This is a genomic window from Phyllobacterium sp. GQ127, from assembly GCF_059758635.1.
Genome location: NZ_JCAXDZ010000003.1, coordinates 487,606 through 513,157, shown reverse-complemented (window position 1 = coordinate 513,157; position 25,552 = coordinate 487,606). Strand labels below are relative to the sequence as shown.

The 25,552-nt window shown below is 53.2% G+C and carries 24 protein-coding genes; 10 read left to right on the top strand and 14 right to left on the bottom strand.

What is annotated here, in order from left to right; translation table 11 throughout:
* Positions 1 to 28 precede the first annotated feature (28 nt).
* A complete protein-coding gene (locus AC6CHM_RS14525; protein WP_115054481.1) occupies positions 29 to 1,915 on the bottom strand; it encodes an MFS transporter in 1,887 nt (628 codons plus the stop codon).
* A 581-nt stretch (positions 1,916 to 2,496) separates the two neighbouring features.
* Here AC6CHM_RS14525 and AC6CHM_RS14520 point away from each other — a divergent pair.
* Positions 2,497 to 3,531, top strand: coding sequence for an aspartate-semialdehyde dehydrogenase (locus AC6CHM_RS14520; RefSeq protein WP_115054479.1), 1,035 nt, complete (start codon positions 2,497 to 2,499; stop codon positions 3,529 to 3,531).
* 49 nt (positions 3,532 to 3,580) lie between these two features.
* Here the strand turns inward: AC6CHM_RS14520 and AC6CHM_RS14515 are convergent, their stop codons facing one another.
* Positions 3,581 to 4,045 (bottom strand): MarR family winged helix-turn-helix transcriptional regulator, encoded by a 465-nt coding sequence (locus AC6CHM_RS14515; RefSeq protein ID WP_498173602.1) that lies wholly within the window; start codon positions 4,043 to 4,045, stop codon positions 3,581 to 3,583.
* A gap of 155 nt (positions 4,046 to 4,200) precedes the next feature.
* On the opposite strand from AC6CHM_RS14515, the gene AC6CHM_RS14510 reads away from it, so the two are divergent.
* A complete protein-coding gene (locus AC6CHM_RS14510) occupies positions 4,201 to 4,623 on the top strand; it encodes an organic hydroperoxide resistance protein (RefSeq protein ID WP_008127257.1) in 423 nt (140 codons plus the stop codon).
* Between the two features lie 177 nt (positions 4,624 to 4,800).
* Positions 4,801 to 5,622 carry an alpha/beta fold hydrolase gene (locus tag AC6CHM_RS14505; RefSeq protein WP_115054788.1) on the top strand — a complete coding sequence of 274 codons (822 nt, stop codon included), beginning with the start codon at positions 4,801 to 4,803 and terminating at the stop codon, positions 5,620 to 5,622.
* A gap of 10 nt (positions 5,623 to 5,632) precedes the next feature.
* Here AC6CHM_RS14505 and AC6CHM_RS14500 read toward each other — a convergent pair whose 3' ends face one another.
* On the bottom strand, positions 5,633 to 7,681 hold the full coding sequence (locus AC6CHM_RS14500) for a M3 family metallopeptidase (RefSeq protein ID WP_498173600.1): 2,049 nt from the start codon (positions 7,679 to 7,681) through the stop codon (positions 5,633 to 5,635).
* Positions 7,682 to 7,786: 105 nt separating this feature from the next.
* Positions 7,787 to 9,010 (bottom strand): argininosuccinate synthase, encoded by a 1,224-nt coding sequence (locus AC6CHM_RS14495; protein WP_115054476.1) that lies wholly within the window; start codon positions 9,008 to 9,010, stop codon positions 7,787 to 7,789.
* Positions 9,011 to 9,181: 171 nt separating this feature from the next.
* On the opposite strand from AC6CHM_RS14495, the gene AC6CHM_RS14490 reads away from it, so the two are divergent.
* Entirely contained in the window at positions 9,182 to 9,823 is a 642-nt protein-coding gene (locus tag AC6CHM_RS14490; protein ID WP_115054475.1) for a LysE family translocator, read from the top strand.
* 1 nt (position 9,824) lies between these two features.
* Here AC6CHM_RS14490 and AC6CHM_RS14485 read toward each other — a convergent pair whose 3' ends face one another.
* The 4 genes from AC6CHM_RS14485 to AC6CHM_RS14470 form a co-directional block, all read right to left on the bottom strand.
* Positions 9,825 to 10,244, bottom strand: coding sequence for a hypothetical protein (locus AC6CHM_RS14485; RefSeq protein WP_162802599.1), 420 nt, complete (start codon positions 10,242 to 10,244; stop codon positions 9,825 to 9,827).
* Between the two features lie 6 nt (positions 10,245 to 10,250).
* Positions 10,251 to 11,489: a dual-specificity RNA methyltransferase RlmN gene (gene rlmN / locus AC6CHM_RS14480; protein WP_354343143.1), complete on the bottom strand. Its 1,239-nt coding sequence runs from the start codon at positions 11,487 to 11,489 to the stop codon at positions 10,251 to 10,253.
* A 125-nt stretch (positions 11,490 to 11,614) separates the two neighbouring features.
* A complete protein-coding gene (locus AC6CHM_RS14475; RefSeq protein ID WP_115054472.1) occupies positions 11,615 to 12,118 on the bottom strand; it encodes an invasion associated locus B family protein in 504 nt (167 codons plus the stop codon).
* Between the two features lie 258 nt (positions 12,119 to 12,376).
* Positions 12,377 to 12,763 carry a YkvA family protein gene (locus tag AC6CHM_RS14470; protein WP_498173599.1) on the bottom strand — a complete coding sequence of 129 codons (387 nt, stop codon included), beginning with the start codon at positions 12,761 to 12,763 and terminating at the stop codon, positions 12,377 to 12,379.
* Between the two features lie 131 nt (positions 12,764 to 12,894).
* Here AC6CHM_RS14470 and AC6CHM_RS14465 point away from each other — a divergent pair, with 131 nt between their 5' ends.
* A complete protein-coding gene (locus AC6CHM_RS14465; protein ID WP_115054470.1) occupies positions 12,895 to 13,365 on the top strand; it encodes a low molecular weight protein-tyrosine-phosphatase in 471 nt (156 codons plus the stop codon).
* On the opposite strand, the gene thpR is transcribed toward AC6CHM_RS14465, so the two are convergent.
* Positions 13,317 to 13,913, bottom strand: coding sequence for an RNA 2',3'-cyclic phosphodiesterase (gene thpR, locus AC6CHM_RS14460; protein WP_115054469.1), 597 nt, complete (start codon positions 13,911 to 13,913; stop codon positions 13,317 to 13,319). The genes AC6CHM_RS14465 and thpR overlap by 49 nt on opposite strands.
* 113 nt (positions 13,914 to 14,026) lie before the next feature.
* Positions 14,027 to 14,716 (bottom strand): arylesterase, encoded by a 690-nt coding sequence (locus tag AC6CHM_RS14455; protein WP_498173598.1) that lies wholly within the window; start codon positions 14,714 to 14,716, stop codon positions 14,027 to 14,029.
* 69 nt (positions 14,717 to 14,785) lie between these two features.
* Here AC6CHM_RS14455 and AC6CHM_RS14450 point away from each other — a divergent pair, with 69 nt between their 5' ends.
* The 4 genes from AC6CHM_RS14450 (at position 14,786) to AC6CHM_RS14435 (ending at position 19,725) form a co-directional block, all read left to right on the top strand.
* Positions 14,786 to 15,490 carry an ABC transporter ATP-binding protein gene (locus AC6CHM_RS14450; RefSeq protein WP_498173597.1) on the top strand — a complete coding sequence of 235 codons (705 nt, stop codon included), beginning with the start codon at positions 14,786 to 14,788 and terminating at the stop codon, positions 15,488 to 15,490.
* Positions 15,487 to 18,051, top strand: a complete 2,565-nt coding sequence (locus tag AC6CHM_RS14445) for an ABC transporter permease (RefSeq protein WP_498173596.1) — start codon at positions 15,487 to 15,489, stop codon at positions 18,049 to 18,051. Before AC6CHM_RS14450 ends, AC6CHM_RS14445 begins: the two co-directional genes overlap by 4 nt.
* 192 nt (positions 18,052 to 18,243) lie before the next feature.
* Complete coding sequence (locus AC6CHM_RS14440) at positions 18,244 to 19,020, top strand: Bax inhibitor-1 family protein (protein ID WP_115054465.1); 777 nt, start codon at positions 18,244 to 18,246, stop codon at positions 19,018 to 19,020.
* A 156-nt stretch (positions 19,021 to 19,176) separates the two neighbouring features.
* A complete protein-coding gene (locus AC6CHM_RS14435; RefSeq protein ID WP_307281393.1) occupies positions 19,177 to 19,725 on the top strand; it encodes a GNAT family N-acetyltransferase in 549 nt (182 codons plus the stop codon).
* 43 nt (positions 19,726 to 19,768) lie between these two features.
* Here the strand turns inward: AC6CHM_RS14435 and AC6CHM_RS14430 are convergent, their stop codons facing one another.
* From AC6CHM_RS14430 to AC6CHM_RS14415, 4 genes are read right to left on the bottom strand one after another with little or no spacing between them, the layout of a single operon-like run.
* A complete protein-coding gene (locus AC6CHM_RS14430; RefSeq protein ID WP_498173595.1) occupies positions 19,769 to 20,566 on the bottom strand; it encodes an ABC transporter ATP-binding protein in 798 nt (265 codons plus the stop codon).
* An 8-nt stretch (positions 20,567 to 20,574) separates the two neighbouring features.
* The gene (locus AC6CHM_RS14425) at positions 20,575 to 21,609 is read right to left on the bottom strand and encodes a FecCD family ABC transporter permease (protein WP_498173594.1); all 1,035 of its coding nucleotides are present in this window, start codon (positions 21,607 to 21,609) and stop codon (positions 20,575 to 20,577) included.
* A 1-nt stretch (position 21,610) separates the two neighbouring features.
* Complete coding sequence (locus AC6CHM_RS14420; protein WP_498173593.1) at positions 21,611 to 22,588, bottom strand: FecCD family ABC transporter permease; 978 nt, start codon at positions 22,586 to 22,588, stop codon at positions 21,611 to 21,613.
* Positions 22,589 to 22,639: 51 nt separating this feature from the next.
* On the bottom strand, positions 22,640 to 23,605 hold the full coding sequence (locus tag AC6CHM_RS14415; protein ID WP_498173592.1) for an ABC transporter substrate-binding protein: 966 nt from the start codon (positions 23,603 to 23,605) through the stop codon (positions 22,640 to 22,642).
* 287 nt (positions 23,606 to 23,892) lie between these two features.
* On the opposite strand from AC6CHM_RS14415, the gene AC6CHM_RS14410 reads away from it, so the two are divergent.
* On the top strand, positions 23,893 to 25,515 hold the full coding sequence (locus AC6CHM_RS14410) for an ABC transporter substrate-binding protein (protein WP_498173591.1): 1,623 nt from the start codon (positions 23,893 to 23,895) through the stop codon (positions 25,513 to 25,515).
* Positions 25,516 to 25,552 lie beyond the last annotated feature (37 nt).

Sequence of the window (25,552 nt, the reverse complement as noted above, 5' to 3'; positions counted from 1 at the left end):
CGCGCCGGGCTTTTTATTTGTGAGGATGCTATTTTACTTCATCCAGATCGGTATCTTTTGTATCGCGAACGAAGAGCAGGCCGATGATCAGCGTCATCGCGGCAATCACAATCGGATACCACAGACCGTAATAGATATCGCCCTTGGCGGCGCTCATCGCGAAGACCGTCGCCGGTAGCAGACCGCCAAACCATCCATTGCCGATATGATAGGGCAGGGACATGCCGGTATAGCGGATACGGGTTGGGAACATTTCAACCAATATTGCTGCAATCGGCCCATAAACCATCGTCACATAAAGGACGAGGATAAACAGAATACCGATAATCATTGTCCAGTTGACCGCTGCCGGGTCGGCTACCATCTTGAATGCGCCAGCTTTTGGCACACTATAAACGGTAACTTCGGTGGCACCTGCCGCCTCTTCTGCTGTGATCAGCTTGTCTTTGATAGCTTGAGCCACAGGCACAACCGTCTTTTCGCCAGCACGGATTGCAGCTGCATCCAATGCCAGTTTCGGATTGCTTGCAACCAAGGCATCAAGCTTGCTGTCTGCAACCTTTGCTGGATCGCGAACCAGCGGGTAACCAGCATCCTGAAGTGCAAGGTTTACCCCTTTTTTGAATGCACCATCCTTCGCGGCAGCTTCAGCACCCGCAGCGGTTGCATCGTAGGATTCAACCGTTTCCTGGCCAATTTTGACTGTTGCGGCAGATCCGGCCGGAGCCGTTGCTGCGATGTCATAAGGAATGGAGTTTTTAGCCAGGAAGTCAGTTGCGATATCGCAGGATGTGAGCGGCTTTCTTGTACCAACCGGATTGAACTGGAAGTTACAATCTCCAGGTGCCGCAGTTACAGTTGCACGCACATTCTGCTGAGATGAGGCCAGCGCTGGATTGGCGGCCCAGGTCAAGGCCTTGAACAGAGGGAAGTAGGTAAGAATGGCAAGTGCCAGACCAGCCATGATGATTGGCTTACGTCCGATCTTATCCGACAACCAGCCGAAGAAAACGAAAAAGCCAGTGCCGAGCAAGAGCGCAATAGCAATCATGATATTGACGGACTGCCCGTCAACTTTCAGGACGTTCTGCAGGAAGAACAGGGCGTAGAACTGACCTGAATACCAGACGACCGCCTGACCGGCTGTAAGACCAAAAAGCGCCAGCAATGCAATCTTTGCATTCTTCCATTGTCCAAATGCTTCAGACAGCGGTGCCTTTGATCCCTTGCCTTCTTCTTTCATCTTTTTGAAGGCTGGCGATTCGCTAAGCGACAAGCGGATCCAGACCGAAACGCCCAAAAGAACGAATGACAGAATGAAAGGAATGCGCCATCCCCATGCGGAGAACGCTTCTTTCGTCATCGAATTCTGGATGATGAGGATAACGATAAGTGACAGGAAAAGTCCGAGCGTTGCTGTCGTCTGAATCCATGATGTATAGAAACCGCGCCGGTTGCTTGGCGCGTGTTCAGCAACGTAAGTTGCCGCACCACCATATTCGCCGCCGAGCGCAAGACCTTGAAGCATGCGCAAAGCGATCAGAATGATCGGCGCTGCGATACCCCAGCTCGCGGAACCTGGCAGAATACCGACCAGAAATGTCGACAGACCCATGATCAGGATTGTGACAAGGAAAGTATATTTGCGGCCGACGAGATCGCCGATGCGTCCGAACACCAGTGCGCCGAACGGACGAACGAGAAAGCCCGCGGCAAATGCAAGCAAAGCAAAGATGTTGCGCGTTGCTTCCGGATATTCACTGAAGAAGGCGGCGCCAATAAAGACAGCCAATGAACCGTAAAGGTAAAAGTCGTACCATTCAAAAACGGTGCCGAGAGAAGAAGCGAAGATCACCTTCTTTTCTTCCCGCGTCATCCCCCGGCTGGTAGTGCCGGACACGGTAGTGGATGCCATTTCTATTCCTCCCAGTAAATAGCAATTAAGCCCAAAGTCAAAGAGACATGCTCAGCCCAAACCTTTTGTCATGTCCCCACTATCGATAATTTCGCGCGTCATTTTTGCTTAGCTTGTTGCTAATGCACATCGCGCGCCAGCCAATGTCCTTGTGAATTTCTTTCCCCCCAAGGTCATACAACCCAATGCACTATTCAATTGTTGACTAAATATTGAAGAAAGCAAAGCCCGTAACTTATACCAAATGTCTAAAATTGTGCGTAACACGACATATTCTTGCCCTTTAAAGATGTAATTGACTCTTTTTGGAAACCGCGTACAAGCACAGGCGGAACAGGAGAGCCTTCGGTGCGCAGCGAATCAACGTCGCTATTTTTGCTGAACAGTTCCGGCATTATCGCCGGATGTGTCGGTGTGCCTGCTTTCCAGACCAAAATTTCGGCCAAAAAACTCTCGAAAACGACCACTAAAACGGTCTGATTTCCCTTGGCCTGCTCGCCCCCTCCCGAGCCCGGCTCGGGGGATAAGACCCGCGGTGGCCAGCGGGTTCGAAGCAGCGGAGAGGGACAGGAGAATACATAATGAGTTTCAAGGTTGCGATTGTTGGTGCCACAGGCAATGTGGGCCGCGAAATGTTGACAATACTGGAAGAGCGCGGCTTTCCCGTGAGCGAAGTTGTTGCTCTGGCTTCACGCCGATCGCAGGGGACTGAAGTTTCCTACGGGGACAGGACGCTGAAGGTTAAAGCGCTTGATACCTATGACTTTTCCGATACCGATATCTGCCTGATGTCTGCAGGTGGCAATATTTCGAAGGAATGGTCGCCGAAGATTGGCGCACAGGGATGTGTCGTTATCGATAATTCGTCCGCTTGGCGCTATGATTCCAACGTGCCTTTGATTGTGCCTGAAGTAAATCCTGATGCGATTGTCGGTTTTAGCAAGAAGAACATCATTGCCAATCCCAATTGCTCCACGGCGCAACTTGTCGTTGCCTTGAAGCCGTTGCATGACAAGGCGCGCATCAAGCGCCTCGTGATTTCCACCTACCAGTCCGTATCTGGGGCAGGCAAGGATGGCATGGATGAACTTTTCCAGCAGTCACGCGCAGTTTTCGTTGCAGATCCGGTGGAAGCCAAGAAGTTTACCAAGCGAATTGCCTTCAACGTTATTCCACATATCGATGTATTCATGGAAGATGGATACACGAAGGAAGAATGGAAGATGGTTGCTGAAACCAAGAAGATGCTTGATCCAAAGATCAAGCTCACAGCAACCTGCGTGCGGGTGCCTGTTTTCATCGGCCATTCCGAAGCAGTGAACATTGAGTTTGAAAGCCCAATGAGCGCGGAAGAAGCGCGGGACATTCTGAGCGATGCGCCTGGCTGTCTTGTTATCGATCGTCATGAAGACGGCGGTTACATCACACCTTATGAAGCGGCTGGTGAAGACGCCACCTACATTTCACGTATCCGCGAAGACATAACGGTCGAAAATGGCCTGTCGCTCTGGATCGTTTCTGACAATCTTCGCAAAGGCGCGGCCCTGAACACCGTTCAGATCGCAGAACTTCTAGTTGCACGTGGGCTTATTCAGCCCAAAAAGATTGCCGCATAATCTAAAGGCGGATGAAAAACCTGAAAGGGCGCTGGTGACAGCGCCTTTTTTATGCGTTGTCGATACTTGCCACGAGATTGTCGCGCAAGCTGATGAGTTCAGCCCGCATGCCACGTGCTTCGTCCAGCGTGCAGCCAAATGCCTGTCCCATGGCAAGGGGCACTGACTCCGCGCGGGCCCGCAGGTCGCGACCCTCTTCTGTCAAATTTATCAGCACTTGACGCTCGTCGGTCTTGTCACGTTGGCGTGATATGAGACCGGCTGTTTCCAAGCGTTTCAAGAGCGGCGTCAATGTGCCGGAATCCAGACTGAGCTTGTCTCCGATTGCCCTGACAGTCTGGTTCTCTTCTTCCCACAATACCACCATCACAAGATATTGCGGATAAGTCAGCTTTAACGCCGACAGCCGAGGCTGATAGGCACGTGTCACGGCGTTGGCGGTGGAATAAATGGCGAAGCAAAGGAAATTCTCCAGCTTCAACTGCGATTCCGGTTTTTGCGTTCCAGCGTTCATTTGTCTTCCTTCTCAAAGGCCTGGACTATAATAGCCATGCGTATTCAATTGTGCATCATTTAATTTTTCATCATCTATAAAATAAGTATTGCACACAATTCAATTGTGTGCAATTTAATAGGCATTGAGAAAATCAACTTCGAGAGGAAAACCAGATGAGCATTCTTTATACAACCAAGGCGACGGCAACAGGTGGACGCGACGGCAGCGCGAAGAGCGAAGATGGCCGTTTGGAAGTAACGCTCTCAACCCCCAAGGAACTGGGCGGTAATGGTGCGCAGGGCACCAATCCTGAGCAACTGTTTGGAGCAGGGTATTCGGCTTGTTTTCTTGGCGCGTTGAAATTCGTTGCTTCCCAGAAGAAGATCAAGCTTTCGGAAGAGACCGCCGTAACAGCAACCGTCGGCATCGGTCCTCGCGAAGATGGCAAGGGTTTCGGGCTGGACGTTGCTCTGGCTGTCACATTACCCGGTATCGAGGCTGGGCAGGCACGCGAGCTTGTGGATGCAGCACATATTGTTTGCCCTTATTCGGAAGCAACGCGCAGCAATCTCGACGTACGCATTTCGATTAACTGACGCAAAATTTGCTCCAGCGTCATGATCAACAGCCTGAAGAAATTGACCTCGCGCCGTTCTGTTTTGACGGCGGGTATTGGAGTGGCGGCTGCTGTCAGCCTCCCTTCCATTCCCGCGATGGCCACCGATAAATCCAAGCAACTTAAATCCAATCAGCCAGTAAAGGGACAAAGGACAATGACCACGATCACCACGAAGGACGGCACAGAGATTTACTACAAGGATTGGGGAACAGGGCAGCCGGTAGTTTTCAGCCATGGCTGGCCGCTCACTTCGGATGCCTGGGAAGATCAGATGTTCTTTCTTGCGTCCAATGGCTACCGTGTGATTGCTCATGACCGCCGGGGCCATGGCCGTTCCAGCCAACCTTGGAATGGCAATGACATGGACACCTATGCCGATGATCTGGCCGAACTATTCGAGAAGCTCGACTTGAAAGACGCGATCATGGTTGGGCATTCAACTGGTGGCGGCGAAGTCGCCCGCTATATCGGCCGTCACGGTACGAAGCGTGTCGCCAAGGCCGTTCTTGTGGGGGCAGTGCCACCTCTGATGCTGAAAACCGCTGCAAATCCTGAGGGTCTGCCTATCGATGTTTTCAACGGCATTCGTGATGGCGTGATTGCCGATCGCTCACAGTTCTTCAAGGATCTGTCGCTGCCCTTTTATGGCTACAATCGGACTGGCGCCAAAGAGTCTGAAGGCATTAGAAACGCTTTCTGGCTGCAGGGTATGATGGCCGGAATGCCAGCCTCGTATTTCTGCATCAAGGCGTTTTCAGAAACGGATTTCACAGAAGATCTGAAGAAGATTGATGTGCCGACATTGTTTATCCACGGCGATGATGACCAGATCGTGCCCATTGATGACACGGCCCGCAAAGCCGTGAAGCTTGTAAAGAACGGCACTTTGAACGTCTATGCCGGTGCGCCGCATGGTTTGGCTACGACGCACAAGGACAAGCTGAACGCGGATCTTCTGGCTTTTGCCAAGTCCTGATTACAACCGCTTAAAGCCCACGCTTTTCGATCATCGCATCGGGCGTGGGCATCTTGCCCCGGAAAGCCTTGTAAAGCTCTTCGGGATCTTTGCTGCCACCAGCTGAATAGATGTATTTTTTCAGCTTCGCGGCGAGGGCACCGTTGAATGTATCGCCGGTTTCCTCAAAAGCCTTGAATGCATCGGCATCCAATACTTCTGACCACAAATATGAGTAATATCCTGCGGAATACCCATCGCCGGAGAACACGTGCTTAAAATGCGGTGTCCGGTGGCGCATGATAATCGCCTCTGGCATGTCCAACTGCCGAAGCGTTGCCGCTTCAAACTGTATGGGGTCCTCCGGAGGGGTGCCATCGGCATGGAATGCCATATCAATCAAGGCAGACGACGTGAATTCGACCGTTTTGAAACCAGCATTAAAAGTATCCGCGGCCAATACCTTGTCGAGCAGAGCTTTCGGCATAGGCTCGCCAGTACGGTAATGGATTGCGTATTTTTCAAGGATTGCTGGCACAGTCAGCCAGTGCTCATAAAGCTGGGAGGGTAGCTCCACAAAGTCCCGTGACACTGATGTGCCTGAAACTACAGGCCAGGTAACGTCTGACAGCAACCCGTGCAAAGCATGGCCAAATTCGTGGAATAGGGTACGTGCGCCATCAAGCGAAAGCAGGGCCGGCTCCCCTTTTGGCGGCTTGGCGAAGTTCATCACATTATAGATGATCGGCTTTTGCACGCTGCCAAGTTTGTGTTGTGACTGCAATGCACTCATCCATGCGCCGGAATGCTTTGACTGGCGGTTGAAGTAATCGCCAAGAAATACCCCGCATTCTGTTCCATCCGGATTGAAGACTTCCCAGACCCGCACATCCGGATGCCAGGCAGCTATGCCGGTTTTTTCCTTGAACGTAATACCGAACAGACGCGTTGCCACGTCGAAACAGGCTTCAATAATTTTCTCGAGCTGCAAATATGGCTTCAACTCGGCTTCATCGAACGCAAAGCGTTCGCTGCGCAGCTTTTCCGTGTAAAACCGCCAGTCCCAGGGCGCTACCTTGTGGTTAAGGCCCTCATTGGAGATCAATTGTTGTAGATCACTTTCTTCTTCGCTGGCACGTATCTTTGCCTTTTGCCAAACGGGCTCCAGCAGATCCATAACTGCCTTTGGCGTTTTTGCCATGGTGTTGTCGAGCTTGTACGCGGCAAAGCTTTTATACCCGAGTAGCTTTGCCTTTTCAGATCTGAGAGCTACCGTCTGGGCAACGATGGCAACATTGTCCGTATCGCCGCCATTTTCGCCCCGTGCCGCCCAAGCCTGGAAGGCTTTTTCCCGCAAATCCCGGTTCTCGGCAAATGAGAGAAAGGGTTCGATGATTTCACGCGACAATGTAACGGCCCAGGTGCCTGTGCGATTACGCTCCTCGGCAGCTCCTTGCATCGCATCGCGCACAAAATTCGGCAATCCTGCAAGATCTGCCTCGTCTGTGATGAACAAAGCCCAGTCCGACTCATCCTTGAGAACATTTTGATCAAACTGCGCACCGAGACTGGCGAGCGTCTCATTGATATCTGCAAGACGTGCCTTGCCCTTTTCATCCAGTCGCGCGCCGCTGCGCACAAAGCTTTTCCAGATCTTTTCCAGAACGCGGTCTGTTTCGGCATCAAGGCCGAGAAGATCACGCTGTTCGTAAAGTGAGTCTATGCGGGCAAACAGGTGGGGATTCATCATGATGGACGATGAATGGCGCGACAGTTTTGGCGCAATGGACCGTTCTAATGCCTGTATCGCGTCGTTGGTATTTGCCCCGGCCAGCGTCCAGAAAATGGAAGACACCCGATCCAGCGACTCGCCGGAAAGCTGCAGCGCTTTGAGGGTATTTTCGATGGTGGGCGCTTCAGGATGGCCGATAATCGCATCAATGTCGGCAAGATCATCCGCCAGGGCCATATCAAATGCCGCGGGAAAATCCTGATCACTAAAAGCCGTAAAGTCCGGCAGACCAAGAGGCCCTGTCCAGTTCGTCAATGCAGTGTTGATGGCCGGTTTGGCAGACGACATGGGAACTCCATCGTATGAATTGGGTCGTTAATATCTAAGATACCGATGCAAGGGTCACAAGCGGCGAAAATGAAAACGGCGGGACCAGCCCACCGTTTATTGTCTTTAGCTGTTCCGTTTGCGGGCAGCCAAGGTGCGTAACCGCAAGGCATTCAGGCGGATAAAGCCTGCCGCATCCTTCTGATCATATGCGCCACGATCATCTTCAAATGTTACGAGTGCGTCGGAATAAAGCGATTTTTTCGACTTACGGCCTGAAACCATGACATTGCCCTTATAGAGTTTCAGGCGAACAGTGCCTTCCACGTCCTCCTGGCTCTTGTCGATCATGGCCTGCAGCATTTCACGCTCTGGCGAATACCAGAAGCCATTGTAGATCAGTTCGGCATAGCGCGGCATGAACTCATCCTTGAGGTGAGCTGCGCCGCGATCAAGTGTGATCGATTCCATGGCCCGGTGTGCTGCAAGCAGAATTGTGCCACCCGGAGTTTCGTAAACGCCGCGCGATTTCATACCAACGAAACGGTTCTCAACCAGATCAAGGCGTCCGATGCCATTGTCTCGGCCAAGATCATTGAGCGTCTTCAGCAGTGTCGCGGGTGAAAGCGGCTTGCCATCAATAGCGATTGCATCGCCCTTCTCGAAAGCGATCTCGATTTCTGTGACCTTATCGGGCGCATCCATCGGAGAGATCGTGCGCTGGTGCACATATTCGGGTGCTTCCTGCCAAGGATCTTCCAACACTTTGCCTTCCGAGGAGGAGTGAAGGAGATTGGCATCGACGGAGAAAGGTGCTTCGCCAAGTTTGTCTTTGGCGATTGGGATCTGGTGTTCGCGTGCAAATTCCAAAAGATCTGTGCGGGATTTAAAGGTCCAATCGCGCCAAGGCGCAATGACCTTGATGTCAGGATTGAGTGCGTAGGCGGAAAGCTCGAAACGAACCTGGTCGTTACCTTTGCCCGTTGCACCATGCGCAATTGCGTCAGCGCCGGTACGGGCAGCGATTTCGACGAGGTGCTTGGAAATGAGCGGGCGGGCTATCGATGTGCCGAGCAGGTAAACGCCTTCATAGACCGCATTGGCGCGGAACATCGGGAAGACAAAGTCGCGAACGAATTCTTCGCGGACATCTTCAATGTAGATTTCCTTGATGCCGAGCATTTCGGCCTTCTTGCGTGCGGGCTCGAGTTCCTCGCCTTGTCCAAGATCGGCAGTGAACGTGACGACTTCAGCGCCAAGTTCTGTCTGCAGCCATTTCAGGATGATCGATGTATCCAACCCGCCCGAATAGGCCAGCACGACTTTCTTGACGTCTTTCCATTTATTCATTGCATATGTCCTGTCTGTCGATCGCCGTCGCGATCCTGAAATTTCAGTTGGGGTCTTGTAGCATTTGCGCCGCTATTGGCAAGCACAGCAAAAACGAGATCAGGCGCAAATACGTATGGCGTGAAGCTGTTTTTCGCGTTAGCTTCCGGCAGTTTTTTCCGGAGCCCTGTGATGACCTTCATTCCTGATTGGCCAATTATACTGCAATTCATCGTTGCCACTTTTGTCCTCTCGATTACCCCGGGGCCGGATATGACATTGTTTGTCGGACGCGCATTGTCCGAGGGCAAGGCTGCAGGTTTTGCCTGTCTGGCGGGTGCCTGCACCGGGATCGTCATACACACGACCATGGTGGCAATTGGCCTCTCGGCACTAATCGTTGCTTCGCCGTCCGCGTTTCTTGCGCTCAAGGTTGTGGGGGCCGGCTATCTGATGTGGCTTGCCTATCAGGCAATCCGCTATGGTTCGGCGTTCTCGCCGGAAAAAAAGACCGGCCAAGCCCATACATTGTTTCAGAACTGGCTGACGGGCCTGGGTATCAATCTTCTCAACCCAAAGATCATTCTGTTTTTCATGACATTCCTGCCGCAGTTCGTTTCTGCGGGCGATCCGCACGCTCCGGGTAAATTGTTTTTCCTTGGCGTACTTTTCATACCCCTGTCATTGCCAGTGGTCGCGCCAATGATCCTTGCTGCCGATAGATTTTCGATGCTGCTGAGGAAAAATCCGACAGTGACACGCATTACGGACTGGTTGTTTGCCGGGGTGTTCTCGGCATTTGCTGCCAAGATTTTGTTGGCGCAAGCGAAGTGATTCAGATCTGATTATTGGGGCTCGGCGGGATGATGCCGGCGCTGCGTCCGGAAATCATCCAGTAGACAAAGCCGCCCACAACGCCCGTGGCGAGGATTGCAGCGAAGGTGCTGATATCCTCGGTTTGCGGGCGCCACTTCCAGACAATGATGACAACTGCTGTGGCAGCGCCGCCGAGCGCATAGAAAAGCCAGTCACGCCATGCGGTCAGTTCAGCGTAGATGATAATCAGCGCCGCCGGAACGAGCACGCTATGGCCTATCGCGGAAGCGAAGACAGGTATGGTCAAATACAAAAACGGACCTTCGCCTCCCAGCCATTCCGTGCTGCCGATAAGAAGCATGTTCAGAAACAGCGATGCCGCGAAGGTGGCGCAGACAAACCCGATAGTGATCAGCGCAAAGCGTATGAGATACAACACGTCGGTTCAGTCTTCGCCGTGACCGGCAATCATTGCCGCTTCAAATGCCAGACGCTCTGTTTTCTTCATGCGTTCCGACTCCGATTTTAGCTGTCCGCATGCGGCGAGAATATCGCGGCCGCGCGGTGTGCGGATAGGCGATGCATAGCCAGCGGCGTTTACATAGTCAGCAAATTTCTCGATCTGCTCCCAATCAGAACACTGATAGTTGACACCTGGCCACGGGTTGAACGGGATCAGATTGATCTTTGCCGGAATGCCCTTGAGCATTCTTACCAGTTCCTTGGCATCAGCAAGCGAGTCATTGACGCCCTTGAGCATGACATATTCAAATGTAATGCGTTTCGAATTGGACAGGCTTGGATAGGCGCGGCACGCGGCAAGCAATTCCTTGAGAGGATATTTCTTGTTGATTGGCACCAGCATGTCACGCAGATCATCAGTCACCGCATGCAGGGAAATTGCCAGCATCACGCCGATTTCTTCGCCAGCGCGATAAATTTCCGGTACCACACCCGAGGTTGAAAGGGTGATGCGGCGGCGTGAAAGTGAAAGACCGGCATCGTCCGCTGCAATCAGCAGGGCCTTTTTGACGTTCTCGAAATTATAGAGCGGTTCACCCATGCCCATCATGACGATGTTGGACACTTTGCGGCCCTCTGCCGGAACCATGGTGCCATCCGGCGTGTTGCGATCGGGAAAGTCACCAAGGCGATCGCGTGCAACCAGCAATTGGGACAGGATTTCTTCGGCGGTCAGATTGCGCACAAGCTTCTGCGTGCCTGTGTGGCAGAAGGAGCAGGTCAGCGTGCAGCCGACCTGGCTGGAGATACAAAGAGTACCTCGCCCTTCTTCGGGAATATAGACTGTCTCGATTTCTACAGGACGGCCGGCACCACGCGGTGGAAACCGGAACAGCCATTTGCGCGTGCCATCATTGGAAATCTGCTCTTCTACAATTTCAGGCCGGGCAATATCGAAGTTCTTATCCAGCAATTCGCGCATATCACGCGAAATGTTCTGCATATCGTCAAAGTTAGAAACGCCGCGCACATATAGCCAATGCCAAACTTGGGCTACGCGCATTTTAACTTGCCGTTCGGGCACGCCGACGGCCATCAGTGCCTCCGCAATTTCCGGGCGTGTCAGGCCGATCAGCGAGGGCTTTTCAGCCGCTGGGGCGCGAACGGCATCACGGGATTTATCCCGGGCAACAGGATGTGTCAGGTCAAGCGATACGGACATGGGTTTTTCTAACGTTCTTAACGGAAGCGCGGCTCATACCACGTTCCGGCGGCCACGTCACCTCCACAAGCAAAAAGGCCCGGCAATTCGAGCCGGGCCATTGCGGGAGATTGGTATTTCGTTGATTATTTACAAGTGGAGATCGCTTTAAGAGCAGCTGAAACGCCCTTCAGCGAATAGGCGTAGCTGGTCTTTGTTCCACGTTTGGAAACAGCATTAATGGTCATGTTCTTACCGCCCCGGAGAGCGGCAACAAGCTGCGGCTCTTCCGCGGCATTTTCCATCCAGCCATGGCTGCCGCTGGTGAACATGGAGAAGGTACGCTCATCAATCTTGACCAGGACCTTTGAATTCTCCTGCAAATCATATCCGGCCTTGAACTGTGGCTCAAAGCTGACATTCTGGCCGGGCTTCTGGCTTACCATGAAGAAATTGTCACCATGATCGATTTTCGCAGGCTGTTTGTCGACTGGAACCGACAGAACGTAACAGACCTTGCCCTTGCCCTGCTGATAGCTATAGGCACCCCACGCGTTAAACTGGCTGATCTGACTCGGGGTCTGGGCAAAAGCTGTCCCCACCAGCCCAAGCATGAGCACAGAGGTTGCTACGATCGATTTTCCAAACATTTTACCTACCAGTTTTATTTGTTCACTTCATAACTCATGAACCGGCAATGGTCCGGAAGATAATCCGGGTGCCGCATTGTCCAGTTCGCTTGTCTTAATTTGGCTTAATCTGGGTTACCAAACGGTGAAGACAGGTCAAAAAAGCAATTTTTAGAGCTAGAAAGGTCACAGCCTCGTTCAAGTCCAATGCCGTAACACCAGCCAAATAAAAGCGGCGAGACTTTGGCAATTGGGCACTTCACACTCTTGTGATGCCGGTCAATCTTTCTCGTCCGTGTCCAGATCGGCGATCGCCTGTCGCGCGGCAGCCCTGTGTGCAGGGGTGATATTGTTTCGGATAGCGCTCAGCGCCGCCATCATCACAGCCACGTCGTCAGTAAAACCGAGACCAAGGAGGAAGTCTGGAATGATATCCAGCGGCAGGACAAAATAAGCCAGCGACGCCAGTAATATACCGCGCACCTTGGTCGGCGTGGCAGGATCGAGCGCGCAAAAGTAGCCCGCAACCACTTCATCAAGAAACGGAATATTCTTTGCCGCCTTACGCACGGTTTTCCAGAAAGAAGCGCGAACACGTTCCTCGCGCGAGCGCTGCTTATGCGCGCTGCCCGGCTCCAGAATTTCGCCGATCTTGATCTCGTCCATTCCTTTTCCTTCGATTTGTTCGTTAAGAACATGGGAAGGAGTAGGGGGCGGTGCAAGAGTTTTGCTCACAATGATGTGAATTCTTTGGTAAGTGGGATCGTCAACGCTATCTTGCCTATTATGGTGCCGAAATGAAAACTTTGCCGCTTCGTTCCGTTCTTTTTGTTTGCCTTGGCAATATTTGCCGGTCGCCCTTGGCAGAAGGCGTATTCCGAGCCGTGTTGGAAGCAGAAGGCAAAGCCGGAGGAGCGTTGATCGATTCTGCCGGAACCAATGGCTATCACACCGGCGAAGCGCCGGATGCGAGATCGATCAAAATAGCGCGTCGTTATGGTATCGATATTTCCAACCAACAATGCAGGCAGCTGGTGGCCGATGATTTTCATCGCTTTGACCTGATTGTCGGCATGGACAGAATGAACATGGCTGCCATTGAAAAGCGCCGTCCTGCCGGTGCATCCGCGCAAACAGGACTATTTTATGGGGTTGCCCTCGGCGATGCCAAGCAAATTCCCGACCCTTATTACGGCACAGATTCTGATTTCGAAGCGATTTACCGGATGATCCTTGCGGCCTCAAAAGGCCTTTCCGCAAGGTTCTGATAGGACGACCGGCGCGACTCCAGAGGCCAGGCCTCCTCGACGATATAAGGCCCGCCACCGACTGAATCGCGTGATGACATCAGCACAAAACGCCCGACAGGAAAGGGTGCCGTGGAGAAATTGCCCCGCGAAGAGAGATAATGGGCTATTTCCTCGTTGCGGACATTGCGTAGCCGGGCCAGCGAAACATGTGGCGTAAACTTCCGAGGATCGGGAGCAAGCATAAGTCTTTGGCAGATACGCTCTATCTCAGCTTGCAGTGCCTGAATATCGGGCGAGGGCGCTACAGAAGCAACCACGCTGTGCGGCTTCTTGGAACCAAAGGCGTTAACGCCCGAAAGACGGAGAGTAAATTCAGGACGTCGAATGCGATCAAGAGCGTTTGCCACTTCGTCGGCAACGTGACCTTCGACATCCCCGATGAAACGCAATGTGATGTGATAGTTTTCGACATCGATCCATCGGGCTCCCGGAAGCCCGCCGCGCAACAACGACAGCGAGAGTGCGGCGTCGCGCGGAATTTCGAGGGCAGTAAAGAGACGCGGCATAAGGCATCCTCCCCGAATCGAGTTGTGCACCTAGAGAATCATTGAACCCGTCCGGGGGCAAGCCATAAGTTCATATTCTTGCCCTGCGCGACAAATTGGTCACGGTATGTGTTCTACTGCGATATGTTGGAATTTGTGGCTTTGTTAGACGACGATGTATCGTCGGCGATGGTTTTTTCGATGACCGGCAAAAACCCTTCCACCATCTTAGCGACGCCTTGCGTATTTGGATGCATACCGTCTTCAAGTTGCAATGATTTCTGCGCGGCCACGCCTTCCATGAAGAAGGGATAGAGCGGGACGTCGTATTTCCGCGCCAATCTGGGGAAGATTGCGTTGAATTTGTCCTCGTAATCACCGCCCATATTCGGTGGCGCAAGCATTCCGGCCAAAATGACCTGAACTTTGCGCTGTTGCAGCTTTTCGATGATTTCCGCGAGGTTTTTTTCACTTATCTCCGGTGAAATGCCACGCAGTGCGTCATTGGCGCCAAATTCAAGAATAACCAGGCCCGTGCCTTCCGGTACAGACCAGTCCAACCTGCTCACCGCGTCAGTTGTTGTCTCACCCGCCACGCCTGCATTTGCGACTGTGACGTTTATCCCCTTGTCCTTCAACGCCTTTTCCAGCTGGGCTGGAAACGAGTCCTGAACGGGTAATTCAAATCCCGACATCAGGCTGTCACCGAAGCCCACAACCGACAGCGGTTGTCCGGACACGGTATTTTGATTGGCCAAAGCCGAAACAGGCAAGGCAACAAGACTTAGAAAAACAACAATTCTTATCAACGGTTTGAATATCATTTCAGGACACCCATATCAGATCAGCTGCGTTGCATGTTGTGTGGACCATATCGCAAAGGAAGTCTTTTCGTGACGAAATCCGTTATCAAGCTCGATCACATTGAGTTGACACTTGGCACAGGCGCTTCGGCCGTGCATGTCCTCAAGGGTATTTCCCTCGATATTGATACGGGTCAATCCGTTGGGATTGTCGGTCCCTCAGGTTCCGGAAAATCCACGCTTTTGATGGTTTTGGCAGGACTTGAACATGTGGATTCCGGCTCGGTTCAAATATCAGGCACGAGGCTTGAAACGTTAAGCGAGGATGCCACGGCAGCTTTTCGCGGCCAGAATATCGGCATTGTGTTTCAGTCATTTCATCTCATTCCGAACATGACAGCATTGGAAAATGTGGCCGTTCCCTTGGAGTTGGCCGGAAATTCCGATGCTTTTGCCATTGCAGAACGCATGCTTGCGGCCGTGGGTCTGGCAGATCGCGTCACCCATTACCCGGGCGAACTTTCAGGCGGTGAACAACAGCGCGTGGCTATTGCCAGAGCCCTTGCACCGTCGCCCAAGATACTGATTGCCGATGAGCCAACCGGAAACCTTGATACGGCGACAGGGCGACAAATCGCCGATCTCCTTTTTGAAAAACAGCGCGAACTGGGAATCACCTTGGTCCTTGTCACACATGACACCAGCTTGGCCGGTCGCTGCGACCGGGAAATTCGTGTGCGCTCGGGCCTGATCGAGTTGGATGAAGGCGCGCCGGCCTTGGCAAAAACCGCATGAGCAATTTGTCGTTTGGTTCGGGTCCAACATTGAAACTGGCTCTGCGATTTGCGCTGCGTGAAATGCGCGGCGGTCTTTCGGGATTCTATATATTTCTCGCCTGCATTGCGCTCGGTGTCGCCGCGATCGGCGGCGTCAACTCGGTGGCCAATTCGGTAACTTCGGGAATTTCCACCCAGGGGCAAAGCATTCTTGGCGGCGATATCCGCTTCCAGCTTAACCAGCGCGAAGTCACGGCAGAAGAGCGCGCCTTCCTTGAAAGCAAGGGCAAGTTGGCCGTGAGTGCCAATATGCGCTCCATGGCACGGCTTCCCGATGGCAGCGATCAATCATTGGTGGAGGTCAAGGCTGTCGATGGTTCTTATCCTTTGAATGGAAAACTCGAAACAACGCCAAAGCTTGATCACGGGGCGCTCTTTGATGAAAAAGAAGGCGCCTATGGTGCCGCGGTAGCTGAGATATTTCTGGAGCGTCTGCACTTGAAGCTTGGCGACCGCATTCTCCTCGGCTCGGCAAGTTTTGAGGTTCGCTCGGTTATTGTGAATGAGCCGGATGCACTTTCGGACGGCTTTGGTTTTGCACCACGCTTCATGGTGTCGCTTGAAGGACTCGGTGCCGCCGGACTTGTTCAGCCCGGCAGTCTCGTCGATCACAATTATAAAATTTCTCTTCCGGCAGCCTCCAGCGAGGAGACCATCACACGCATACGCGACGAAGCGCAGGAAAAGTTTCCGCAAGCTGGTTGGACAATTCGCAGCCGCACCAATGCTGCGCCATCACTTAGCGCCAATATTGAACGCTTCTCACAGTTCCTGACGTTGGTCGGATTGACGGCGCTTGTCGTTGGCGGCGTTGGTGTCGCCAATGCCGTCCGTTCCTATCTTGACGGCAAGCGCGGCGTTATCGCTACCTTCAAATCACTCGGCGCGCCGGGTTGGTTTGTTATTGCGGTCTATCTCTTCCAAATCGTCATTCTGGCCATTGTCGGCATTCTTGTAGGTTTGATTGCAGCTGCGGCAGTTCCCTATCTTGCAGCCTACGCACTTCAAAACGTCCTCCCCATTGCGGGGGCAGGCGGTTTTTATCCCGGTGCATTGCTCTGGGCTGCCCTGTTCGGTCTTTTAACGACGCTAGCCTTTGCAATCCTGCCTTTAGGGCGGGCGCGCGACGTTCCGGCGACTGCCTTATTCCGCGAGCAGGGTTTTGATCAGCGCGGCTGGCCAAAACCCACTTACATCGGCATTGCCGTCGCGCTGATGGGAGCGCTTTGCCTCCTGGCGATCTATTTCGCTTATGACCGGCGCATTGCTATTGTATTCGTGGGCGCCGTTGCCGTTTCATTCATTATCCTGCGTGCCGTTTCCAGCCTGGTTCAATGGCTTGCGCGTCGTGCGCCCCGTGTCTCCTCGACAGCACTCCGTCTTGCTATCGGCAATATTCATCGGCCTGGCGCCTTGACACCCTCCGTGGTTTTGTCGCTCGGCCTCGGTCTGACCCTGCTTGTTTCCCTAGCCTTGATTGATGGTAGCCTCAGGCAGCAATTGGCGGGCAATCTGCCGGAAAAGGCTCCGAATTTCTTCTTCGTGGATATTCAAAGCAGGGAAATAGATCAGTTCAAGGATCTGCTGCAAAAATCAGCGCCCAATGGAAAGATTGTAAGCGCGCCTATGCTGCGCGGCCGTATCGTTGCTTTCAACAGCACGGACATTACCAAGATGACTATTTCACCAGAGGGTGCATGGGTGCTGCGTGGTGACAGAGGCATTACTTACGCGAAGAACGTGCCGGAAAATTCAACCTTGACTGAAGGCAGCTGGTGGCCAGCCGACTATACGGGCGAACCATTGGTGTCCTTTTCAGCAGAAGAGGGCCGCAATCTCGGCCTAAAGCTTGGTGATACAGTCACCGTTAACGTGCTCGGCCGCAACATGACGGCGCGAATTGCCAACTTCCGCGAAGTGCAATGGGAATCACTTGCAATCAACTTCGTCATGGTTTTCTCGCCTAACACCTTTGTAGGCGCCCCACATGCATGGCTGGCAACGCTGTCAGATCCCGCCGCGACCACGGCACAGGAAGCCAATGTGATGCGGGAGGTAACCAGCGTTTATCCTGCCGTCACGTCAGTTCGCGTCAAGGATGCCATCACCATTGCCAATGAACTGGTGGGGCAATTGGCAGTGGCCATTCGAGCCGCCGCGTCCGTTGCCTTGATCGCGTCGATACTGGTCTTGGGCGGCGCATTGGCGGCAGGGAACCGGGCACGTATTCACGATGCTGTGGTGCTGAAAACACTTGGGGCAACGCGGCGTACGCTCATCAAGGCCTTTACGCTGGAATATGTGCTGCTTGGGCTGTCGACGGCGGTGTTCGCCCTGCTGGCCGGAGGTTTGGCAGCTTGGTACGTGATCGTCAGGGTCATGTCCCTGCCAGCTTCATTCCAGCCGGAAGTTGCGGTCATGACTGTTGCAGTAGCCCTGATTCTAACAGTGGGATTCGGCCTCGCAGGAACATGGCGCATATTGGGACAAAAGGCTGCGCCGGTGCTCAGAAACCTCTGAAATGATTAAAATCATGTAATATTTGACTATTTGAGCCCTATTTTGCGATTGCGCACGCAATCTTGAGTAAAACAGGACTTGTTATGGGGCGGGTTAATCACCATAATTCTTGTCAAGGCATGCTGGGGTCCCGCCAGCGGAGCCTGGGGATAGTCCCCGACACAAGGGCGGGACGAAGCAATGAGGAAAACCATGGCTGACTATCGCAACATCCAGGCCCAGAATACGGCCGGAGTGCGTGTGGACGCGGGGATCGATCAAGGTCTGCGCAGCTACATGCTGAAGGTCTATAATCTTATGGCGATCGGTCTCGCAGTGACCGGTCTTGCCGCCCTCGCAATCGTTTATATGACGACGACAAATGATCCGTCGCTTGCGGCTGCTACTTTGCCAAATGGCAAGATGCTGACCAGCTTCGGTGTTACGTTCTACGTATCGCCGCTGAAGTGGGTCGTCATGCTCGCGCCGCTGGCTGCAGTGTTCTTCCTGAGCTTCCGCATTAACTCGATGAGCGTTGCCGCAGCCCAGACGACCTTCTGGGTCTATGCCGCGCTCGTTGGCGCGTCGCTCTCGTCAATCTTCCTGGTCTATACTTCGGGAAGCATTGTGCAGACGTTCTTTATCACAGCGGCGTCGTTTGGCGCGCTTTCGCTCTATGGCTACACAACCAAGCGTGATCTTTCCGGTTTCGGCTCGTTCCTGTTCATGGGCGTAATCGGCATCCTGCTCGCTTCGGTGGTCAATATCTTCCTTCAGTCAAGCGCATTGCAGTTCGCTATTTCAGCGATTGGCGTGCTAGTGTTTGCAGGTCTTACCGCCTACGACACACAGCAGATCAAGGAAATGTACTATGAAGGCGACGATTCGGACTCCTATGGCCGCAAGGCAATCATGGGTGCACTTCGTCTCTATCTCGACTTCGTCAATATGTTCATGTTCCTGCTGCAGTTCCTAGGCAACCGCGAATAGTTTTGCGCAGGCAGTGATACTGAAAAGGGCAGCCGCAAGCTGCCCTTTTTTATGCCTTGAATATAGGTTTTTGATCCCGTTTGCGGTGTCAGCACCTTTAAGTTTGCACCAAATAGGTGCATGAAAGCTGTCAGTAATTATTCATCAAGCGAAGCCATGTCTGACATTCATATCCGCCCCGCGCAGCCTGCCGATCTCGAAACCATCACTGAAATCTACCGCGATGCCGTCCTTCACGGCACGGCTACTTACGAGATCGACGCGCCCGATCTTCAGGAAATGACGAAAAGGTTTCATTCGCTTGTTTCAGATGGCTTTCCCTATGTGGTGGCCGAGCAGGGCGGTAAGGTTATTGGTTATGCCTATGCCAGCTATTTCAGGTCACGCCCTGCCTATTGGTGGACAGTAGAAGACTCGATCTACATCGCGCCGGAAGCCAAAGGAAAGGGCTTGGGGAAAATCCTCATCCAGAGACTGATTGATGACTGCACTGCCTTGGGGTTCCGTCAGTTTATCGCGGTTATCGGCGACGGTCACGAAGGCTCTGCATCCGTAAAGCTTCATACCAAGGCAGGCTTCCGGCATTGCGGCAAGATAGAAGCCTCTGGCTTCAAGCATGGTCGCTGGCTGGATACGGTTTTGATGCAGCTTGATATGAATGGCGGGGCAGCAACGCTTCCAGATCAGCCACCGCTAAAGGCTTAAGGTTCTGCTTGGATAGAATCGTTCTGCTCGCTACAGAAGAGCTCTAAATCTTGGCGCCTGGCATTCGGGCAAGCTCAATATCAAAGTGCGGACGGCTCTCCGGCGTGATGCGGACAAAGTTGCCTTTAACCCGGAATACTTTTTCGATCAGGCCACTTTCGGCAAGGGCATTGGGCTCGCCATCGAACAGCAACTGACCTTTTTCCAGCAGCGAAATTCGGTCGCTGACGGAGATGGCCTGATTGATGTCATGAATGGCCATGATAATTGTCACGCCCCTTTCGCGGCTAAGACGATGAACCAGATTGAGGACTTCCACCTGAAAACCGATATCGAGAAACGATGTCGGTTCATCCAGCAGCAGGATCTGGGCCTCTTGTGCCAGAGCCGCTGATATCCAGGCGCGCTGCCGCTCGCCTCCCGAAAGCTCGAGCAGGCTTCGGTCAGCAAGAGCGGTCAGCCCTGTGCTTTCCAACGCCCATTCGATGGCCAGTTCATCATGGCTGTTGTAGCTGCGAAACAAGCCTACATGCGGATAGCGGCCCTGCCTGACGAGCTGTTCAACAGTCATCTCGTCGGGAGCCGAAGGTTGTTGCGGCAGGAAAGCCATCTGCTTGGCAATGGTTCGTCGCGACATTAGTTTGGCGGGTTTGCCGTTGATTTCAACGCGACCTTCCCGCGGCACGATCAAACCTGAGAGTGCCTGCAATGCAGTGCTCTTACCCGAGCCGTTGGGCCCGATGAGCGCCCGAACCTCTCCGGCCTTCAGGTCAATGTTGAAGCTGTTCAACGCTTTGCGCGATCCATAGAAAACCGACAATTGCGAGCAGGAGAGGGGCATTATGATCCTCAAGGTATCTTGCGAAGCAGGGCGATCAATACCGGCACCCCAAAGACCGCCGTGACCACCCCGATGGGGATTTCTTCGGCCTGTCCGAGGAGACGGCCAAGAAGATCGCCCAAGGTAACAATGAATGCGCCGAGAGCAACGGTAAAAGGCAGTACAAGCGCGAAACGTTTTCCTGCCAAAAAACGGGCAAGATGCGGAACGACAAGTCCCACAAAAATGATGGGGCCAACAGCACCGACGGCACTTGCCGCAAGCGCGCAAGACAATAGCAGAACAACCGACAATTGTTTGCGATAGGAGAGACCGAAGGATCGTGCAACCGGGGGATCGAACCGCAAAAGGTCTATGGAGCGCCGCAGGATCGGCAACATAGCGAGCCCTGAAACTGTAAAGGGCAAGAGGAAAAGCACATGATTCCAGCTGCGTGCGTAAAGACTGCCGGATAACCATTCCAGGAGGATTTCAATGCGCGCTGAACCCCATCCGGCAATCAATCCGATAGCGGCGGCGTGCAGGACGGCGCCGATTGCGATGCCGCACAAGGTAATCCTGAGTGGTCCCAGATCGAGTCTGAAGGCGAGGAGATAAATGATGCCACCCGCCATGATGCCGCCGACAGTGCCAATAGCTGGTAGCCATGCGACCGGCAGTACCGCGAGCGTATTGGAGCCGGGATCGTAAATATAGACGGCAAACAAAAGGAAAATTGTGACGGCCAGCGTTGCACCCTGCGAAATTCCCATGATCGAGGGATCGGCGAGTGGATTTCGGGTGATGGTTTGCAACAAGAGTCCAGCGACGGCGAAATGAATACCTGCAAGTATTCCAGTAACAATACGCGGTAGCCGGATATCGAGAATGATTGATTTGGCTTGGTCAGAACCATGGCCCGCCATGACCGCTGCTACATCGGTCGCCGGAAGATCCGCAACGCCCAAGAACACCGCGGCCAAAAATACCAGCACCATTAATGCGAGCAAAGCGAATAATGGTGCAATGAGAGATGGGCGTTGGACCGGGGCGGACATTGTCATGTCAATGACCGCCTTTCAGCGAAAAACTTTGCGTTTGGACGAGATAGACAAAGAATGGGCCACCCAGCAATGCGGTGATAATTCCCACCGGAAGTTCGCGCGGCAGGGCAATGCTGCGGGCAATCACATCGGCAGTTACAACCATCAAAGCACCAATGGCGGTTGTCAAGGCAATTGACCATAGGGTGCTCTGCGGCTTGAGCAGTCGAGCAATATGGGGCGAGACAAGACCAACGAAAGCAACTGGCCCCGCGACCGGCGCGACACCGGCTACGGGCATAACAGCAAGCACAAGGAGTATCGGTTTCCACAAATTCATATTCAAGCCCATGCCGATGGATGCATGCTCGCTGAGTGCCAGCATGCCGATGACACGCTGGCAGGCAAAAGCGCCGACCACGGCAACAGCAACCCAAGGTGTCATGTACAGAAGCTGCGGCCATGATCTTCCCTGAAAACCGCCGGATAACCAGAAAAGGAGGGAAGGTGTTTGCGGTCCGCTGAGCAGCAGAACATAGGTGGTTATTGCTCCCAGAAAAAGTGAAACGCTGATGCCGCCAAGAGCAAGATGCAGCGGACGGCCCCTTCCGCCACGCGATATCCAAAGTGTCACCGAGGCAGCAGTCAGACCGCCAGCCAACCCGACAAATGGATGATAGACCGACGAAATCCACGGTAGAAATACAAAGCAGAATACGATGGGTGCTACGGCGCCCGATGCGACGCCGGTAATATCCGGACCAGCCAGAGGGTTGCGCGTTAGCGCCTGCAACAGATAGCCCGACACCGCCAACCCCGCGCCTGCCACAAGGGCCGAAAGGCTCCGGGGCAAGCGCAGTGTCCAAACAAGGATTGATTCAATCTTGCCATCGGGCGATACGAGAACCGATAGAACCTTGGACAATCCTAGCGGTTTGGAGCCGACGAGCAGGCCGGCAACCACAACCAGCAGGGCTGTTGCCACAATAAGGGCGGTCATAGTTGCTGATCGCCCCATCCCCGTTTTTTGCTGCTGCGCCAAGAAGTATAACTACTGAATGTCTGAAGGTATCAGCTTAGCGGCTTCCGCTCTGACATCGACCTTCGGGAAGGTGTCCGGATAAAGATAGTGCGCTGCTTCACGCAAAACGATTTCGCGGGCGATTGGACCGTTGGTTTCTACCCAATGATCGGCCACATAAAAAACGCGGCCATTCTTGACTGCAGAAAGCTGCTGCCAGATCGGGTTATTCTCGTGGGGGCGGTCGGGGCCGGAATCGTAGACAAAAATGACCTCGGGGTCTTTTTCCAGCATAGCCTCAAGACTGAGTTCTACTCCGAACGGTCCGCCGGGACGCATTGAACCTGCGATATTGTCACCGCCAAGAGCCGCCACAATCGAGGCCGTCGTATTCTCGGTATGGAAAGACCACGGGGTATCTCCAGCCCACATGATCTGAAAACGCGGATGCACATTTTTCGGCGCTTTGGCACTGTATTCGGCAAGGTGCTGGGAGAATGCTGCATTCAGTTCATCGCCACGCTCAGGCTTGCCGAGTATCTTTGCAAGTTGGGAGATCTCGCGATCGCTTTCGCTCAAAAGCTCCATATTGTACGCCACATAAGGCGCGATCTTCTGCAACTGTTCGGCATTGCCGATAGTGTAGCGGCGCATGGCAACGATAATGTCGGGTTTGGCTTCCGACAGCAATTCCAGATTTGGTTTGGCCCGCTGGCCGATTTGTTTGATCTGCTTTGTCATGCCCAGAAGAAAATCGGGGTCGCGACCGGCCGCCATGTAGGTGGTGGCCACTGGTTTGATGCCAAGCGCGAACGCAACATCCGTAGCGAAATAAGAAATGGCGGCTATGCGTTTGGGTTCAACCGGCACTTGGACCGTCGTTCCCCGCTCATCAACGATGGATTGCGTCTTTGTGCTGTCAGCCGTAGCGGACCCCACTGTCAAAATACCAATCAAACCAATTGTACAAAGTGACTTAAGCCCATTGCCAAGCATAATAAGACCTTCTTGATTATGTGTAATAATATATCATCTAACATATAAATTGACTAAAACAATCATATTATCATACGGCTATCATCCGTATGCGGTGCTGTCAATAACAGCGCGCCGATCGCATCTACCGAGGCCTAAAAACCGGAAAATTTCACGCCATAAAAAAACAGCTTGTGAGAAGATACGTTATGTTATTAAGTATCGATTTGCGTGAACTGAGTTTGGAAATTTTTCTCCACGCCGCGCCGATTAATTTTGCAGTTTGTATTAAAAGGATTGATTTTTTAATGACCTCTTTAATGAACGTCAGGTGCTTGCTCGCTACTGCAATTACAAGCATCTTTTTGGTTATTCCGCCTGCCTTGGCGGAAACATCGTCCCCTTCGGTCAACACCGTTATCATCATCGATGGAGATATGCTGGGCCGGTACAATCCAATCACTGGTCACGGCCGCAACGGCGACTCGCATATCTATCAAGGTCTTTATCGGATTGAGACAGGCGTTTTCAACAAGCAACCTGCCCTTACGCCAATCCTTGCTTCCGGTCCCAGTGTCGCAAGCGACAATAATCGCGTCTGGACGGTACCACTTCGCTCCGGTGTGCGTTTTTCCGACGGCACGACGTTTGGTCCCGAGGATGTCGTGGCCACCTTCAAGGCCCTGCTTGATCCTCGTTCCGCATCGTCGGAAATCTCTGCGTGGGACGAAGTGGAAAAGGTCGAGGCGGAGGGTAGCGCAGTTAAGTTTACGCTCAAGGAACCCTTGGCGGAGTTTGGTCGCCGCTTGCTCAATTCAATCGCCCCTTCCGAAGCGTTCGATTTCGCCAATCTTGGTAAAGCGGAAAACTCTTCGCTTAATGACGAGCCTATTGGCACGGGTCCATATGTGCTGACCGAACTTCGGCCTGACCAGGCTATCATGAGTGCGCGTGCCGATTATTGGGACAGCAAGCCACAGGTCGACAAGATCATCATCCGCCACACGGCTGATGAAAATGCCCGCGCTCAGCAACTGCGCGCCGGTGAGGGCGATGGCAGTATGCTGGCTGCCGAGCTGGCGCAAACATTTCAGGCTCCTGAGTTTGAAGTAATTTCCGTTCCTACTGCTGATTGGCGAGGCCTTACGCTCCCGGCTGGCGATCCGGTTGCCGGTGACGATGCGGTGCGCCTTGCTGTTAATCTCGCAGTGGATCGTGAGAGCATGGTCAAGCATGTGCTGAAAGGGCATGGCGTTGCGAATTCCACCTTTTTGGCTTCGTTTTATGGTGACAGCTATGACCCGGCCCAAGAGTTTCCATATGATCCCGAGCAGGCAAAGAAAATTCTCGACAATGCGGGGTGGGTCGTGGGGCCGGATGGCGTGCGCGCTCGGAACGGTCTGCGTGCAGCCTTCGACGTTATCTATTTCCCCAATCGTGATCGTGCGCGCAAGGATCTAAGTCTTGCTGCCGCCAGTGATCTTAAGAAAATTGGCATTGAGCTCAATCTGGTAGCGCAGGACTCCAAGTCAGTAACTGCGGAAGTCTACGCCCGCACGCCAGTCATGCTGGGCGGCGGCGGCATACCTTACTCGATTGATGGCCAGATTTATCATATTCTGCACTCAAAATATGCCAAGTCCGGAGTGGGAGCGAAATGGGATAATGGTTCTGATTACATCAATCCGACTGTCGATCGCTTGCTGGATGAAGCGCGCGTTCAACAGGATTCCGGTAAGCGGGTCGATCTATACCGGCAGATACAGCAGCAATATCGATTGAAGCCTGCCATGCTGCAACTGGCCTATCTCAATCATGTTTATGTGAAGCGGCAGCAAGGTTTCACAAGGGATGCTGCGATTCTGGAGCCTCATACGCATGGAGTGGGGTTTGGCCCATGGTATGCGATCGAAAATTGGCAGAGGCAATAGTGTGGGTATGTTGCATGAAAGGTGGCGCCGTCGGCGC